Annotated in this window: 15 protein-coding genes; 6 read left to right on the top strand and 9 right to left on the bottom strand. The window is 61.6% G+C overall.

Annotated elements, in window-relative coordinates; all coding sequences use genetic code 11:
- Positions 1 to 150: 150 nt before the first annotated feature.
- The 5 genes from KW849_RS26125 to KW849_RS26105 all read right to left on the bottom strand — a co-directional run bounded on the left by KW849_RS26125 (position 151) and on the right by KW849_RS26105 (position 3,520).
- Positions 151 to 903, bottom strand: coding sequence for a hypothetical protein (locus KW849_RS26125; protein WP_371319187.1), 753 nt, complete (start codon positions 901 to 903; stop codon positions 151 to 153).
- Positions 904 to 952: 49 nt separating this feature from the next.
- Positions 953 to 1,381: a hypothetical protein gene (locus tag KW849_RS26120; RefSeq protein ID WP_218432124.1), complete on the bottom strand. Its 429-nt coding sequence runs from the start codon at positions 1,379 to 1,381 to the stop codon at positions 953 to 955.
- Between the two features lie 138 nt (positions 1,382 to 1,519).
- Positions 1,520 to 1,933: a VOC family protein gene (locus KW849_RS26115; RefSeq protein ID WP_218432123.1), complete on the bottom strand. Its 414-nt coding sequence runs from the start codon at positions 1,931 to 1,933 to the stop codon at positions 1,520 to 1,522.
- An 89-nt stretch (positions 1,934 to 2,022) separates the two neighbouring features.
- Positions 2,023 to 2,682, bottom strand: coding sequence for a TetR/AcrR family transcriptional regulator (locus tag KW849_RS26110; RefSeq protein ID WP_218432122.1), 660 nt, complete (start codon positions 2,680 to 2,682; stop codon positions 2,023 to 2,025).
- Positions 2,669 to 3,520, bottom strand: a complete 852-nt coding sequence (locus KW849_RS26105) for a 3-hydroxybutyryl-CoA dehydrogenase (RefSeq protein WP_218432120.1) — start codon at positions 3,518 to 3,520, stop codon at positions 2,669 to 2,671. The genes KW849_RS26110 and KW849_RS26105 overlap by 14 nt, the downstream gene beginning before the upstream one ends.
- Positions 3,521 to 3,683: 163 nt before the next feature.
- Between KW849_RS26105 and KW849_RS26100 the strand changes: the two genes are divergently transcribed.
- Positions 3,684 to 4,727: an AraC family transcriptional regulator gene (locus KW849_RS26100; RefSeq protein ID WP_218432117.1), complete on the top strand. Its 1,044-nt coding sequence runs from the start codon at positions 3,684 to 3,686 to the stop codon at positions 4,725 to 4,727.
- Between the two features lie 4 nt (positions 4,728 to 4,731).
- On the opposite strand, the gene KW849_RS26095 is transcribed toward KW849_RS26100, so the two are convergent.
- Together KW849_RS26095 and KW849_RS26090 are read right to left on the bottom strand one after the other, a co-directional pair.
- On the bottom strand, positions 4,732 to 5,733 hold the full coding sequence (locus KW849_RS26095) for an NAD(P)H-quinone oxidoreductase (protein ID WP_218432115.1): 1,002 nt from the start codon (positions 5,731 to 5,733) through the stop codon (positions 4,732 to 4,734).
- Between the two features lies 1 nt (position 5,734).
- Complete coding sequence (locus KW849_RS26090; RefSeq protein WP_218432113.1) at positions 5,735 to 6,961, bottom strand: YbfB/YjiJ family MFS transporter; 1,227 nt, start codon at positions 6,959 to 6,961, stop codon at positions 5,735 to 5,737.
- Positions 6,962 to 7,072: 111 nt separating this feature from the next.
- Here KW849_RS26090 and KW849_RS26085 point away from each other — a divergent pair, with 111 nt between their 5' ends.
- A complete protein-coding gene (locus KW849_RS26085) occupies positions 7,073 to 7,948 on the top strand; it encodes a LysR family transcriptional regulator (protein WP_218432111.1) in 876 nt (291 codons plus the stop codon).
- A gap of 167 nt (positions 7,949 to 8,115) precedes the next feature.
- On the opposite strand, the gene KW849_RS26080 is transcribed toward KW849_RS26085, so the two are convergent.
- Positions 8,116 to 8,838: a pirin family protein gene (locus KW849_RS26080; RefSeq protein WP_218432109.1), complete on the bottom strand. Its 723-nt coding sequence runs from the start codon at positions 8,836 to 8,838 to the stop codon at positions 8,116 to 8,118.
- Between the two features lie 355 nt (positions 8,839 to 9,193).
- Here KW849_RS26080 and KW849_RS26075 point away from each other — a divergent pair, with 355 nt between their 5' ends.
- Together KW849_RS26075 and KW849_RS26070 are read left to right on the top strand one after the other, a co-directional pair.
- Positions 9,194 to 10,144: a GlxA family transcriptional regulator gene (locus KW849_RS26075; RefSeq protein ID WP_218432107.1), complete on the top strand. Its 951-nt coding sequence runs from the start codon at positions 9,194 to 9,196 to the stop codon at positions 10,142 to 10,144.
- 151 nt (positions 10,145 to 10,295) lie between these two features.
- Positions 10,296 to 11,780: a winged helix-turn-helix domain-containing protein gene (locus KW849_RS26070; RefSeq protein ID WP_218432105.1), complete on the top strand. Its 1,485-nt coding sequence runs from the start codon at positions 10,296 to 10,298 to the stop codon at positions 11,778 to 11,780.
- Here KW849_RS26070 and KW849_RS26065 read toward each other — a convergent pair.
- Positions 11,745 to 14,549, bottom strand: a complete 2,805-nt coding sequence (locus KW849_RS26065) for a winged helix-turn-helix domain-containing protein (protein WP_218432103.1) — start codon at positions 14,547 to 14,549, stop codon at positions 11,745 to 11,747. The genes KW849_RS26070 and KW849_RS26065 overlap by 36 nt on opposite strands.
- Positions 14,550 to 14,929: 380 nt before the next feature.
- Here KW849_RS26065 and KW849_RS26060 point away from each other — a divergent pair, with 380 nt between their 5' ends.
- Together KW849_RS26060 and KW849_RS26055 are read left to right on the top strand one after the other, a co-directional pair.
- Positions 14,930 to 15,505 (top strand): flavodoxin family protein, encoded by a 576-nt coding sequence (locus KW849_RS26060; RefSeq protein ID WP_218432102.1) that lies wholly within the window; start codon positions 14,930 to 14,932, stop codon positions 15,503 to 15,505.
- A 35-nt stretch (positions 15,506 to 15,540) separates the two neighbouring features.
- The gene (locus tag KW849_RS26055; protein ID WP_218432101.1) at positions 15,541 to 16,365 is read left to right on the top strand and encodes an alpha/beta fold hydrolase; all 825 of its coding nucleotides are present in this window, start codon (positions 15,541 to 15,543) and stop codon (positions 16,363 to 16,365) included.
- The last annotated feature ends 7 nt before the right edge of the window (positions 16,366 to 16,372 follow it).

Below are 16,372 nucleotides of genomic sequence, written 5' to 3'. Positions count from 1 at the left end.
AACTCAGCAGTGAAACGATGCATCGCCGATGGTAGTGTGGGGTTTCCCCATGTGAGAGTAGGTCATCGTCAAGATTAAATTCCGAAACCCCTATCTGCGTACGCAGGTAGGGGTTTTGTTTTTGGCCGCCATGTAGGAGCGAGCTCGCTCCTACTGCCCCAACCGCTCCAGCGTGTGCTTCAGCGGTTCCAGTGACACACAGATAAAACCATCAAGCGGTCGATTGAGTTCCTCTACCAGCAAGATGGTTGCCCCCGTCGACAGGGCACACATCAACAGTACGACGACAATGGTGCCGTTGCATGGTGCAAACAGGCCGAACGAGCCGAAGATAATTGCCAGCCATGTCACCAGGATCACCAGCATCACCGGTGGAATCGATTGATTGGCCTGTAGCAGGGTCAGCCAGCGGGTGGCAAACACGGTGTCCATGTCCCGCAATGCCTTGGCTTTGAGCGAGCGCTGATCATCATTGCCGGGCGTCAGTGACTCGACCTGGCGTTGCAGGCCTTCGGAGCGACGGATCATTTCGGGGCTATCGAGTTTTTCAATCTGCTGGTGATCGCGGGTCGCGAGCACTTGGGTGACTTCGGCGTAGTTGTGCTTGAGTTCGGTGCGGATACCCTGGGTGTCGGCGCCGTAACGGGCCAGCAAGCGGTCGAACTGAACCACTTTCGCCGCCGCGCCCTCCAGTTCGGCATTGGCCGTATCGAATGTGCCTTTGGCAGTGGAAACGAGCAGGCCGAGGACCAGCGCCGACATCGTTGCGATGAGGCCGGTGGCCAGCTTCACCACCGCCACGGAGTCATCGCTCAGATGATGGCTCGGTAATCGTTCCCTCACGTACGAGCCCAGAAGTGCGCTGGCGGACAGGCAGGCGAAAACGATGAGGGCGATCACCACGTCATTCAAATTCAACCTCCGTTGACGCTGTCTTCCATGGGGGAGATATCTACTGGTACTTGATCACGATGCCCTTGAGTTTGCGTCCCTCGATGGTCGTCACGTCGCGAGCCCACAGCGGCCCGCTGGCATAGGCCCCCACCGCCTGAATGTGGTCATAGACGACCACCACGGCGTTGCCACCGAGTTTGGCGGATTCTACCCGCAGCTTCTGTTCGACTTCGGTAATCGGCGGGGCAGGGTCGATGCTGGCGTCGATCAGCACTTCACCCAGGCGCACATGCGGACGCGCAGGCTCGGAGCGCAGCACCACGACCTGATCAGGCGATGTCGGTGCGGGGTGTTCTACGCCGACATAGGCGGTGGTCTGTGCATCGACAGTGGCGCAGCCATTGAGGGTCAGCAGGCTGGTGATCAGTCCACCTGCCAGTAACAAGTATTTGGAACGGGGGGACCAGGACAGGACATGGGCCGGCATAGTGGGTTTGCTCCTTGGTTGCGCTGCTATCCATGTGGCTAATTGACGGTAGCAGACAGACCGGGAGTTGCCAGAACGCCCAACCTTTTCAGGTTGGGCTTTTTTGTGCCTTCAATACTGTCGTTCGACAAAAGCCGTTCACTGATCCTTTTCGCAATTGATCATCCACGACACACCAAAACGGTCGACCAGCATGCCAAAGCGCGCCGCCCAGAAGGTGCTTTCCAGCGGCATTTGCACGTTGCCACCGTCCGCCAGTGCATTGAAGACCCGCTCGGCCTCGGCAATGCTGTCGACGTTAAGTGAAATCGAACAGCCACTCATTTTATCGATGGGGCGATCCGGTGTGGTGTCCGAGCCCATGATGGCCTGATCGCCCACGATCAGGCGGGTATGGATGATCAGGTTGTGCAGATCCTTGGGGAAATGCTCACCGGCCGGCGTTTCGCCGAAGGTCAACATGGCTTCGATCTGGCCCTGCAGGCACTGCGCGTAGAACGTGAAGGCCGCTTTGCAGTCGCCGTTGAAGATAAGGTAGGGATTGATTTTCATGGTCGGCTCCGGGTGCTCGAGTACATTCATCGGATTGGACGCCGGTTTTTTCGGCGAATTCCGATTGTGTCGAGCCGACAAGCAAAGCGCTAAATCTTTGTCGAAGCTTGTGTTTCTTTAGATGTTTTTTCGATAGGACGCGCGAGGCTTATCGCCTCCGGCACACGCCGTGGCGCCAGCACGCGTTCGATGGCGCCGCTGACCATGCTTTCCAGCAGTTCATCGCGTTCCTGCTCGTCCAGCACATGGGGCGTCAGCCAGCTGGGAGCGCTGTTGAGCAGGGCGCCAATGGCATGCCCGGCGGCCAGCAGGCCTTGCTCGCTGAAACGGGACTTCGCACCGAGCATCTTCAATAACGTGCGTTCGTATTGCTCGCGCAATTGCCTGACCCGAGCCTGTTGCTCTTCGTTCAGGCAACCGCTGTCGCGCTCCACCAGGCGGAAATGCCAAGGCATCTCCCGATGCAGATTCAGATGGGCGCGGATCAGGCTGTTGAGTTTGTCGCGCTTGCCCGGGGCCTTTTGCTGGATACGTGCCAGGGTTGCCAGCAGTTCCTCGTAGAACTCTTCGATCAGGTCGAGCAGAAGATGCTGTTTGCTCGGGTAATGGTGATACAGCGAGCCTGGAGAAAGCCCCAGGCACGTCGCGAGCTCACGCATGCCGACCTGGCCGAACCCCTTGCAGGCAAACAGCTCCAGGACCTTGTCCCGGTACTCGGCAAAGCGCGAGCAACGCTCAGGCATAGGCATGGAAGCCGCGCCCCGTTTTGCGTCCCAGGTAACCGGCAGCGACCATTTCCTTGAGCAGCGGCGCCGGGCGATATTTGCTGTCGTTGAAACCGTCATAGAAGGCTTCGAGGATCGACAACAGGGTATCCAGGCCAATCAGGTCCGCCAGGGCCAACGGGCCGATAGGCTGATTGCAGCCCAGGCGCATGCCGGCGTCGATGTCTTCGGCACTGGCCAGGCCTTCCTGGAACACCAGGATCGCTTCGTTGATCATCGGCACCAGGATCCGGTTGACCACGAAGCCCGGGCGGTTACCGGCGGTGATCGCCGTTTTGCCGAGGGTGGTCGCCATGTCCAGCGCCAGTTGGTGGGTCGCGTCACTGGTTTGCAGGCCGCGGATGACTTCGATCAGGCCCATCACCGGCACCGGGTTGAAGAAATGCAGGCCGATGAAGCGCTCAGGCTGGCTGACACTGGCGGCGAGTTGGGTGATCGACAGCGACGAGGTGTTGGAGGCAATGACGCATTCGCTGCTGACCTGCGCGGCGATCTGTTGCAGCACACGCAGTTTCAGGTCGAGATTTTCCGTCGCCGCTTCGATGACCAATTGCGCGTCCCCCAGGACACTGTAATCGGTGCTGGTGCGGATTTTGTCGAGGGTGGCCTGTTTCTGCTCCGGCGTCAGGGTTAGCTTGGCGATCTGCCGGTCCAGGTTTTTACCGACCGTTGCGACGGCTTTTTGCAAAGCGCTTTCGGATATGTCGAGCAAGGTCACGTTGAAACCGGCCATGGCACAGACTTGCGCAATGCCGTTGCCCATGGTGCCCGCACCGATCACTCCGATGTTTTGCAGATTCATCTTCCCATCCTTCGATCAAACCCTGCGATACCTTGGCCGCGACTGCAGCCGAAGGCGTACTATTGCCGCGAGTCTAGAGCCGGCAGGGCGGTTGTCCTATGCCAAAACTGTTCAACGGCACTGATGTTTTTTGCCATTCGGGTGATGAGAGAGAAGCGAACCAATGCGGGAAAAGGACTCGGTTGCCGCCTATTTCGTGCAGGCAATGATCCATGGGCTGAGGGATGATCCGCAGCGCGTGACGGCCGTGCTCGAACAGGCGGGCATTGATCCGGCGGTCATGCACCAACCCACGGCGCGGGTGCCGGCCAATGCGTTTGCGGCGCTGTGGCTGATTCAGATTCGCGAGCTCGACGACGAGTTTTTCGGGCTCGACTCCCATGGCATGCCGCCGGGCAGTTTCGCCCTGATTTGCCGTGCCCTGATTCAGGAGCCCGACCTGCACAAGGCCATGCGTCAGTGCCTGGCCAACTTCGGCTTGTTCCTGCGCGACTTTCGCGGCTCGCTGGCTGTGCGTGGCAAGCGTGCGGTGATCAGCCTGGAAACCCGTTCGACGGACAACGATGCCAGCCGGTTCGGTGAAGAAACGTTCCTGGTGTTGATGATCAGTCTGCTGTGCTGGCTGGGCGGGCGGCGCATCCCCATTGACCGTGCGGACTTCCGCCATTCGCGCCTGTCGCTTGGCGACGACCGCCTGCTTTGGGGCCCCAACCTGACCTTTGGTGCCGAGCGCACCGAAATCGAATTTGCCAGCCATTACCTGCGCCTGCCCGTGGTTCAGGACCTGGCGTCGTTGAAAGTGTTTCTGCGTACCGCGCCGCAGTGGCTGGTGATCCGCTTCCGTAACCAGCACGGTTTGGCATCACAGGTTCATCAGCGCTTGCGCGGCAGCCATTACAGCGAGTGGCCGACGTTGCAGTCCTTTGCCCTGGAACAGCACCTGAGCCCCAGCACCTTCCGCCGCAAACTGGAGCGTGAAGGCTGCTCCTACCAGGAAATCAAGGACGAAGTACGGCGTGGCGTGGCCTTTGAGCAGTTGCGTCAGAGCGATGCGAGCATCAGCGATATCGCCGAGCAACTGGGTTTCCAGGAACCCAGCGCCTTCCATCGGGCGTTCAAGAAGTGGACCGGGGAAAGCCCCGGACGCTATCGGGCCCGCTATCAAGGGGAGCAGGGCGCAGCCCTTCAGGAGTCCTGCGAGCCCTGAGCCATCAACTATCCACCCGCAGGACAATCTTGCCGATATGCTCTCCCGCTTCCATCCGGGCGTGGGCCTGTGCCGCTTCGGTGAGCGGGTAAACCTGATCAATCATCGGCAGGCAGCGACCGGCACTCAGCACGGGCCATACGTGTTCGTGCAGTTGGCGGGCGATGGCGGCTTTCTCTTCCTGAGTCCTCGAGCGCAGCAGGGAGCCGGTGACAACGGCGCGTTTGGCCATGATCGCCAATAAATCGACATCCCTGGCGTGAGCTCCACCGAGGAAACCGAGCATCACCAGGCGACCTTCCATGGCCAGGGCGGCCACATTGTTGTTGAGGTACGAGCCACCCATGATGTCGAGTATCACGTTGACACCCTGGCCTACGGTTTTTTCAGCGATGACCTGCACAAAGTCCTGGTCGCGATAGTTGATCGCCTCGGCGCCCAATTCGCGGATCGCGGCGCATTTTTCTTCGCTGCCGGCGGTGGCGAACGCTTCGATGCCGAACTCGCGGCACAGCATCAACGCGGTAGTGCCGATGCCGCTGGTGCCACCGTGGATCAAGGCGCGCTGACCCCGACGGGCGCCGCCAAGGCCGAACAGATTGGCCCACACCGTGAAAAAGGTTTCCGCAATGGCCGCCGCCTGCAGCCAGTCCATGCCTGCCGGGATCGGCAGCGCCTGACTGGCCGGGACCACGCAGTATTGCGCGTATCCGCCGCCATTGGTCAGGGCACAGACCTTGTCGCCCAGGGCAAATTCGCTGACGCCAACGCCAATCGCCATCACTTCGCCGGCCACTTCCAGCCCCGGGTTCGGGTTCATGCCGGGTTTCATCGGGTACTTGCCGGCCCGTTGCAGCGCGTCCGGGCGATTGACCCCGGCGGCGTGCACGCGAATCAGTATTTCCCCGGCCCCTGCAACGGGCACAGGCACCTGGCGCGGTTGCAGGACTTCAGGGCCACCGGGTTCGGTGATTTCGATCAGAGTCATGGTCTGGGGCAGTGTCATTTCAAATACCTGTATCGAGTGTCAATGATTCGCTCGAACGACTGAGCAATCGGCTGCCGAGTTCCAGCAATAGCGCTACCACAATGGCCCCGGCGGCAATCACGAACATCAAGGCATGATGGCCACCACTGGCGTTGAACAGCGCCGAATAAGCAAAACCCGAGAGGGCCTGGAACGTCGCGAACGACACGGTGGCGCGGCTCCAGGCAATCTGCTGCTGGTGATGGTTGGGGATCAATTCATGCACCCGGGCCAACGCCAGCGGCACGATGCCGGGCGGGAAGGAACCGAGGATCACCGCCAGTAAAGCCAGTGCCGCGAACGAACTGCTGATCGATAAAAGGCCAACCGCCAACGCCTGTATTACCAGCACGATGCGGATCCCCGTTTTCGCACCCAGTTGGTCGGCCAGAAAACCGTAGCTCACTGGCCCGACAATCGCGCCAAGGCCATACATCACCCAGATCAGTGCGCCGACATGCGCCCCGGCATTGAGCCCGCGGGCGACGTAATCCACCAGGAACACCATGGCCGGCACCAGTCCGGCGGCCATGAACGCGTATTGGGCGAACAGCAGGTAAACGCTCGGGTCGGCGGGGGCAGGCGACGAGGTATCCGACGGCGCTGCGGCGACCGGGTGCGCAGCGGTTGGCCAGCCAAACCAACTGGCGACGGTGAGGACCAGGGCCAACAAGCCAAGACCGAACCAGGTTTGCTGCAAGCCGAGGCTCAGCAGCGGCGGCACGAGCGTCCCCGAGCCGGCAATGCCCAAGCCGATGCCAAGGAATATCGCACCGCTGGCCAGGCCCCTGCGGGTCGCCGGTACGTGAGGCAATACGGTTCCTGCCACCAACACCATGATCGCGCCACCGGCGATCCCCGACAGCAGGCGCCAGCCGAAGAACCAGCTCATCGACAACGGAAAACCACAGGCGAAAAACGCCAGCGTCACTGCCAGCATCATCAGGCGCAGGGCGGTCTTGTTCGAGGTCCGGCGTGCCAGTGGATGGCCGATCAGCGCGCCGATCAGGTAACCCACCAGATTGGCGGCGCCGAGGTACACCACGTCGCTGGCGGAAAACCAGTGGGCCTGGATCAGTGAGGGAATCAACGGCGTATAGGCGAAACGCGCCAGGCCGATGCTGACCAGGCTGGCGCAGAGGCCGGCGAAGATCGGCAGCCAGATCGCGCTGGGTGCAGGAGTAAGGGGAGCAGATGAGCTGTGCATGTGCATTGTCCTGTGGGGAACTCAGGCCTTCAGCATATCGAGATTCTTGGAAGCATTAATGCAGCGATTACGCGCTATGCTGATGCGTAAATGCATCATCAGGAGAGCACTGTGAATTGGGATGACGCCCGGGTATTTCTCGCGGTTTGCCGTGAATCGACGTTGCGTGGTGCGGCGCGGGTGTTGGGGGTCGACCAGGCCACGGTCGGCCGGCGCATCACGGCGCTGGAAAAGTCATTGAGTGCGACCTTGTTCCTGCGTACCTCCGAAGGTTACGCGCTGACGGCTGTCGGCGAAGCGGCGCTCAAGGCGGTGGAGAAAATGGAGCATTCGGCGCTGGAACTGGAACGCCAGATTCAGGGCCTGGACGATCGCCTGACCGGCACGGTTCGCGTCAGTACCACCGATTCCCTGGCGATTGATTTCCTGATCCCGGCGATTGCCCGCCTGCATCGACAACACCCGGATGTACGGGTGCAATTGGATGCCACCACGCAGATTCTCAGCCTGGCAAAACGCGAGGCGGACATCGCCGTACGCAACACCCGACCGGACAACCCGGACCTGATCGCCCGGCGCATCGCCCGCTGGCCGGTGGGGCTGTTTGCCTCGCAAGCCTATATCGATGCCCACGGCGTGCCGGAGCCCGGGTCGGCGTTCGCCGGGCATGACCTGGTGGTGTATCTACCGTACTTGCAGGGCAACAAGGACCTGACGCTGGTCTCGGAACCGGTGGTGCGCGGGCGGATTGTCGCCAGCCTCAGTTCCAGCCTGTTGGTGCGCCGTTCGATTGCGGCGGGGATAGGAGTCGGGGAAATTCCGCTGTACATCGGGGAGAAGGAGGGGCTGGTCAGGTTGTGGCCGGAGCGCTCGCGACCGTTGCCCTATGACATCTGGCTGGTGACCCACGCGGACCTGCGGCATACGGCGAGGGTGCGGGCGGTGATTGATGAGATTGTCGCGGGGTTTGCCGGGACCGGCGAATAGCGGGCCGATCTACTCAAACTGTGGGAGCGAACCCTGTGGCGAGGGGGCTTGCCCCCGTTGGGCTGCGAAGCAGCCCCAAAATCTCTGATGCACCAAAGATCTTGTGAGTGCTACGCACTCAAACGGGGGCAAGCCCCCTCGCCACAGCTCGCTCCTACAGGGATCTGTCATGGCATTTGCGGCAGTTCCTGTGGGCGCAGGTCGAACACCAGCACTTCGGCATCCACGCCGTTGCTCAAGGTCAGCGCCTGTTCATCACGAACCCGCACACCGTCGCCTTCCTGCAACAACACACCGTTGAGTTCGACGCTGCCCCGGGCCACGTGCACATAGGCGTAGCGGTTGGCGGCGAGCTCCAGGGTGGCGCTTTCCTTGCCGTCGATCAGGCCGGCATACACCCGTACATCCTGACGCACCTTCAACGAACCCTTGGCGCCGTCCGGCGAGATGATCAGTTGCAGGCGCCCACGTTTTTTCTGGGTGCTGAAGTGCTCTTGCTGATAACGCGGTTTGGCGCCACTGACGTCGGGCACGATCCAGATTTGCAGAAAGTGCACCGGCCGGGTGCTGGAGTGGTTGAACTCACTGTGGGCCACGCCGCTGCCTGCGCTCATCAGTTGCACGTCGCCGGGGCGGATCACCGAACCTGTGCCCAGGGTGTCCTTGTGTTCCAGGGCACCTTCAAGCACATAGGAGAAAATCTCCATGTCGCGGTGCGGGTGCTGGCCGAAGCCTTTACCGGCGGCGACGCGGTCGTCGTTGATCACCAACAGGTCAGAAAATCCCTGCTCTTTCGGGTTGCGATAGCTGGCAAAGGAAAAGGTATGGAACGACTTCAACCAGCCGTGATTGGCCAGGCCACGATCCGAGGCTTTGCGAAGAGTCAGCATGATCAAATCTCCTTTCAGGACGTGAATTCGTCCGAGTGAGGAGAAGGTTAATGTTTACTGTTGGATGCAATAAGTAGATGAAAATTGAAATACTGTCTCTATGTGGTTGACAGTTATGTGGGCTGTGTCACGCATTCTTTTTTCGATGCAAGCGCCACATTTAGCCATAATGCACACCACCCCTGATGCCGGGCGCAGACTTTGTAGGAGCGAGCCTGCTCGCGATGGTCGTTAACGGTAACGCGTTCTGGCTGAATGAACGCGGCGCTGTTGAGTCCATCGCGAGCAGGCTCGCTCCTACAGGGGGGCCGTGTTCGGCGGACCGACCTAATTTGATCCCAGTGAATTCCAATCCATGAAAACCGTGGCAATGGTGCTGTTTCCCGACTTTCTCCTGCTCGATATGGCCGGGCCCATGGAAGTGTTTTCCATCGCCAATCGTTATCTGAAACCCGACGATCACTATGTGCTGTCGACCATCGGCACTGAGCCCGGCGCACTGCGGGCGTCCAACGGGGTGAGCGTGCATGCCGACCGGCACATCGATCAGGCCTGCGAGGGTTTTGATTTGCTGCTGGTGCCCGGTGGTCCCGGTGCCTACAACGAAAGGCATCCGCCGTTGCTCGACTGGCTCAGGCACAACGTCAGCCGGTCCGCTGGTTATGGTTCCATCTGCACCGGGGCGTTCGTGCTGGGGCATGCGGGTTTGCTCGACGGCTATCGCGTCACCACCCACTGGCACTACACCGAGCGGTTGATCAAGGGCTTCCCGAAGGCGACCGTCGAGACCGATCAGATCTTCGTCCAGGACCGTAACCTGATCACTTCCGGTGGTGTCACTGCCGGGATCGACCTGGCCTTGTCGGTGGTGGCCCGGGACCATGGCAAAAAAGTCGCCCAGGACGTGGCCAAGGTGTTGCTGGTGGTGATGAAACGCCAGGGCGGGCAGGCGCAGTTCAGCCCGTTGATGGCGGCGGTGGCCCCTCACGAAACGGCGATTACCCGGGTGCAGAACCATGTGCTTGAACATCTCGATGAAACCTATAGCATCGAGCGCATGGCGGGTCTGGCCAACATGAGCCCGCGTCACTTCGCCAGGGTGTTCGCCCGGGAAGTGAACATGACGCCGATGGAGTTTCTGCAAAGCGCGCGCATCGATTGCGCCAGGAACCTGCTGGAAACCACCGAGTTGCCGCTCAAGACCGTGGCATTCAAAAGTGGCTTTGGCAGTGTGCGGCACATGCGTTTTCTGTTCAGTGAAAAGCTTGGCCTGACCCCGACCCAATACCGCGAGCAGTTCAGCTAGCGCGTATGTCCGTCATGCGCACCGCAATGGCTGTGACGCTCCCTCCGCGGCAGTTGTACCGTCACCGAGGCCTGCCAAGATACCGCTGAACTCATTGCAAGGACGGAGCGGAGCCTGGGCTGGAAGCCAGGTTTCCAGCGGGTGACTGCCCATGAATAGCCTCAGAGATATAAACAGTGAAGCGGTGCTGCAATTCGGACCCTACGCTTTCCACCTCAGTCAGCGACTGGTGCTGGAGGGCGATCGACCGCTGCGCCTGGGCGGCCGCGCCCTTGACGTGTTGCAGGTGCTGGTCGAGCACGCAGGTTCAGTGGTCAGCAAGGAAGAGTTGATTGAGCGGGTCTGGCCGCGCTCCGTGGTCGAAGAGATCAACCTGCGGGTGCACATTGCCGCCCTGCGTCGTGCCCTGGGCGATGGGCAGAACGGCCAGTGCTACATCGTCAACATTCCCCAGCGCGGCTACAGTTTTGTCGCCCCGGTGCAGCATTCGCCAGAGCCTGTAGCGTTCCCGAGCGGGACCGTACAAAAGCTCCTGCACAACCTGCCGGCGCGGCTCACGCCGATTACCGGGCGCGATGCGGTTGTCGGCAGCCTGGTGCGGCAGTTGCCGGTGCGCCGATTCATGACCCTGGTCGGGCCTTGCGGGATCGGCAAGACCACCGTGGCGCTGCGCGTGGCCGAACTGTTGCTGCAGCACTATCGGCATGGCGTGTGGCTGGTGGATCTGGCGGCGATCGATGACCCGGCGCAAGTGACCGATCACCTCACACGAACTCTTGAACTGAAGGTCGGCACCACGTTGGAGGCGCTGGCACAACGGCACGCCCTGTTGGTGCTCGACAATTGCGAACACCTGCTCGAACGCTGCCAGACGTTGATCGAGACACTGCTGCATTCGATGCCCCGACTGTCGATCCTCGCCACCAGCCGCGAGCCACTCAAGGCGTCTGGCGAAACCGTATTGCGTCTGCCACCGCTGGCGGTGCCGCCGGCGTCAGGGCTGCGCAGCGTCGCCGAGGTCATGGGCTATTCGGCAGTGCAGTTGTTCGTCAGCCGTGCCCGGGCTCGATTGCACGGGTTCACCCTGCGCGAACAGGACCTCAGGACCGTACGGGATATCTGCCGACGCCTCGATGGCCTGCCGCTGGCGATTGAACTGGCCGCGGCGCACATCGATGCGTTGGCGCTGGTGGGGTTGCAAGCGCAACTCGACAACTGTTTTCAGCTGCTGACTCAGGGCCGCCGCACAGCCGTTCCCCGACATCAGACCCTCAAAGCCGCTCTGGACTGGAGCTACGAACGGTTGACTGCCGTGGAGCAAACCGTGTTGCAGCGTCTGGCGGTGTTCAAAATGGCGTTTACCCAGGACGCAGCGATTGGCGTGATCAGCTGCGACGTGCTGCCGGTGGCCGAGCTGATCAAGGTGATGGAGAGCCTCGCTCTCAAGTCATTGCTGTCCCAGGAGCAGGGCGGCGGTGTGACCCGTTACCGCTTCCTCAATACCACCCGCACCTACGCACTGGAAAAACTCGAACTCAGTGGTCAATTGCGAACCCTTGAAATGCGTTATGCGGCATACATCAGTCAAACGTGCTGGTCTTCAGGCCGACAGGTGGCATTGCAACTCGTCGAGTAGCCGGCGAACCGTCATCAGGTCAGGCGTGGCAAAACCTTCGGTGAAACGTTCGTAGATCGGTGCCAGCAGGTCATGCGCCCTTTGGCGGTGGCCTTGACGCTGCCACAGTTGCGCCAGCGAGGTGGCGCTACGCAGCTCCCAGGCCAGGGCACCCTGGGCCTTTGCCACGTTGAGTGCCTTGAGCAGCACGGTTTCGGCCGTCGCGGCGTTGACCGGGCAATCCGTTGCCAGCAACGTCTTGGCCCTGGCCCGCAGAATCTCTGCGGTGCTCCAACCAGACGCGCCGTTTTGCGCGCGTTCGAGCAAACCATCGTCGACGTATGTCGAATCCAGCGTGACCATGATCTCTTTGATCAAACCGACGCTTTGGCGGCCGGTTGGCCGAACATCGGTGCCACCGATCACCTGCGCGTAGTGTTGTGCCCAGTTGTAGAACAGTAGAATCGAGTGTTTCTGCGCCTGTTCCAGCAGCAGGCGCAGGAGTTCGCGGGCGCTGCGGGTGTCGCCGTTGTAGTAAGCGATCAGGCAGCCGGAGAGCGCCAGGGTGTAGCAGATCGATGTGCCGTGGTTGATCTGCAATGCGATGTCCAGTGCCTGCCGGGCCGCGCGCCAGGCCTGCTCCGGTTGGCCTTGCAGCCAGAGGATGCGCGCGTGGATGGTCAGCGCCGCAACGCTCTGGTCGTATTGCACGCCGAAGCCATGGGTGAAACGGTTGAGATGACCGCTGTGGGCCATGCGTTGCAGCACCTGTTCGGCATGCTCCCGAGCCTGATGCTGGTCGCCGCAGAAGTGCAGGGCCAGTACCCGCAATCGATGCATGCTCAGGGACATCAGGGCGTCGTCATGTAGCCGCAGTTGATCGAATCGCCGGCTCTGCTCCTGGGCCATCCGGTAATGACCGCAACAGAGATTGACCGCCAGGTGACCGGAAATCGCCAGTAACTGGCCAGTCACATCGTTGCACTGTCGGGCCAGGCTGTGGGCGCTGACGAAGGCGCCGACGGTTTCGGCGCTACCCCCCTGCGTGTGATAACAGGCGCTGCCCAGGGCCAGCATGAGGGCCATCTTCAAGCGCGGGCAAGGCTCGGGTGACTGCTCGAGCAAGGCCAGGGCCTTGCGCACATAACCGCCGTGTTCCTTGAGCAGTGACAACTCCTGCCACAGTGGCGTGGACTTCGCGGCCAGGCGTATCGCCAGTGCCTGCGGCCCTTGAGCGTGCAAACCCCAATCGAGGATTGCACGGATGTCCTCCAGAGCCCGGCCATAGCGCTCGATCCACAGGTCGGTCGACGTTTTCTCCCAGTCGTCCTGCGCCTGTTGCATCAGCACCAGGCAGCGCTCGGCATGGCGTTCCCGCGTGCCGGGCAGGTCGGCGGTTTGCGCAAGTTTTTCCAGGGCGTAACCGCGGGTGGTGTCGAGCAGACGGTAGTACACGTCTTCGTCGCCCACTTCCACGTTCAGTAACGACTTGGCGACCAGTTGCGTGATTGAACCGAACACCGCGCGCGGTTCCATGTGTTCGCCGACGATCACCGCCGCTGCCGACTCCAGGGTGAAGCCAGCGCAAAACACACTCAGTCGGCGCAGGCAGGTCTTTTCGCAGGCAGTGAGCAGTTCGAAGCTCCAGTCCAATGTTGCACGCAGGGTCTGATGGCGTGCCAGGGGCGTCTGGCAGGACTGGTTCAGCAACCGGAAGCTGCTTTGCAACTGCGCCAGCAAGCAGTGCAATCCGAAGTTGCCCACTTGCGCCGCTGCCAGTTCGATGGCCAGCGGTATGCCGTCCAGTCGATGGCAAATGTCTATCAGCAGCGGCAGTTCATCATCGGTCAGTTCAAAGCTGTCCTGACTGGCCATGGCCCGCTCGACAAACAGTTGCAGGGCGGAAAAGGTCATGGCCTGGGCGCGGTCGAGGACGGCGATGGGCGGCGGGCAGTCGAGTGGTTCCAGGCGCTGGACGAATTCCCCTTCGGCCCGCAGGCTCTCGCGGCTGGTGGCGAGGATGTGCACGTGCGGCGCACTGCGCAGAATGTCTTCGCTGAGCTGGGCAATGGCGTCGACCAAGTGTTCGCAGTTGTCGATGATCAGCAGCATGTGGCGATCGCGCAGAGAGTCTGCAAGTCCGCTCAGGGGGGCGTCGTCGTGCAGGGCCAGTTCGAGTAGCGTCGCCAGATGACCGTCAATCATCAGCGGGCAGTTGATCGGGGCCAGGTCCAGCAGGTGTATACCGTCCCGGTAGCGACCGATCATTCGCTCGGCGACCCGCAGGGCTACGGTGGTCTTGCCGATGCCGCCGGGGCCGAGGAGGGTGATGAAGCGCTGGCGGGGCAGTTGCTCCATCAGGTTGTCGACCAGGGTCTGCCGGCCGATCATGCGCGTGCGGCGCACCGGCAGGTTATGCCGGCTCTGCGCGGTACGTGCGGGCGCAGGCAGCTGCTCGGCCTGTTCCAGTGAATGCGGTGCGACGAAACTGTACCCGCGCTGGGCCACGGTGACGATGTAGCGCTGGCCGGCCTGACCGTCGCCGAGCGCCTTGCGCAATGCGGCCATGTGCACCCGCAGGTTGATGTCTTCGACCACGCTGTTGGGCCAGACCCGGGCGATCAGCTGCTGCTTGCTGACCACGTTGCCGGCGTGCTCAAGCAGGATCAACAGAATGTCCATGGCGCGCCGCCCCAGGCGCAAGGGCTGGTCGGCCTCCATCACCAGGCGTTGTCCGGGGTAGACCCGGTAGGGGCCGAAATGCACAGCCTGTTCGGGGGAAAGGGTCAACGAGTCGCTCCTGCTGCATCCGTCTAATACGCGGTTTTCGAGCATATTCCTCAGGTTTTTTACCCAGCGCAATGCGCCGCCCGGGTGACTGGTGGGGCAGGCATTGACTCTAACGTATCGGCCAATGGCTGTCGGTCCCGTGATCATTGGGCGCGACAGACGGACAGCAGTTGTCGAGGCTTTTTGCGCGCCATGGAAATTTAACAACGTTTAACTCGTCGCGCGTCCTGTCTAGCCCAAAACTCTCTTCCTGTAGGAGCGAGCTTGCTCCGGGCGGCGTTCCGACGATGGTGTGTCAGCCGCATTGGTGTCGACTGATACTCCATCGCGAGCAAGCTCGCTCCTACAAAGGGATTCCAATCCATCGCAAGGACAGAGCAATGAGCAACGTGGTGGTGGTCTATCACAGTGGCTACGGGCACACCCGGGTCATGGCCGAAGCCGTGGCCGGGGGCGTGGAGCGGCACCTGGGCAGCACCTGCCAGTTGATTCCGGTCGAGGACGTGGACGAGCACTGGGAGCGGCTGCACAACGCCGACGCCATCATCTTTGGCGCGCCGACCTACATGGGCAGCGCCTCGGCGGCCTTCAAGGGCTTCATGGAGGCCACGGCGGCGTTCTACCTGGCCCAGCCCTGGCGCGACAAACTGGCAGCCGGTTTCACCAATTCCGGCTGCCTGTGCGGCGACAAACTCAGCACCTTGTTGCAGATGGCCGTGTTCGCCGCCCAGCACTCGATGATCTGGGTCGGCCTCGACCTGCTGCCGGCGCGCTCCAGCACCGGCGCGTTCAACGGCCAACTCAATCGCCTGGGCAGCTCACTGGGCGCCATGGCCCAGTCGAATGTCGAACAATCCCCCGATGATGCCCCTCCGCCCGAGGATCGCTGCACCGCCGCGCACCTGGGCGAGCGTGTGGCGCGCCTGGCGGATCGCATGAACGCGCTACCGGTTTGATTCACACCCCAACCCTCGTTAAGGAAGCATCACCCATGAGCACCTTTACTACCCGCGACGGCGTCGAGATTTACTACAAGGACTGGGGCACCGGTCAGCCGATTGTCTTCAGTCACGGCTGGCCGCTGAACGCCGACAGCTGGGAGTCGCAGATGATCTTCCTGGCCTCCAAGGGCTACCGGGTCATCGCCCACGACCGTCGCGGTCATGGGCGTTCCAGCCAGCCGTGGTCGGGCAACGACATGGACCATTACGCCGACGATCTGGCGCAATTGATCGAGCTGCTGGATCTGCAAAACGCCGTGCTGTTCGGCTTCTCCACCGGCGGTGGCGAGGTGGCGCGTTACATCGGTCGCCACGGCACCGGCCGCGTGGCCAAGGCCGGGCTGATATCCGCCGTGCCACCGCAGATGCTCAAGACCGAAGCCAACCCCGGCGGCCTGCCGCTGGAGGTGTTCGACGGCATTCGCCAGGCCTCGCTGGCCGACCGTTCGCAGCTGTACATCGACCTCGCCAGCGGTCCGTTCTTCGGCTTCAACAAACCCGGCGCGAAACCGTCCCAGGGCATGATCGACTGGTTCTGGATGCAGGGCATGATGGCCGGCCACAAGAACGCCTATGACTGCATCAAGGCGTTCTCGGAAACCGACTTCACCGAAGACTTGAAGAAGTTCGACGTGCCGACCCTGGTGGTGCATGGCGACGCGGATCAGGTCGTGCCCTACGAAGCGGCGGGCGTCTCCTCCGCCAGGCTGGTGAAGGGCTCGACCCTGAAGATTTACCCAGGTGCCCCTCACGGTTTGACGGACACCCATAAGGACCAGCTCAACGCTGACCTGTTGGCGTTCTTGAAAGGTTAAAAAGCCG

Origin of the sequence: Pseudomonas sp. PDM26 (assembly GCF_019219185.1) — a bacterium.
Taxonomy (GTDB): domain Bacteria; phylum Pseudomonadota; class Gammaproteobacteria; order Pseudomonadales; family Pseudomonadaceae; genus Aquipseudomonas.
This window is presented reverse-complemented; position numbering and strand designations above follow the sequence as displayed.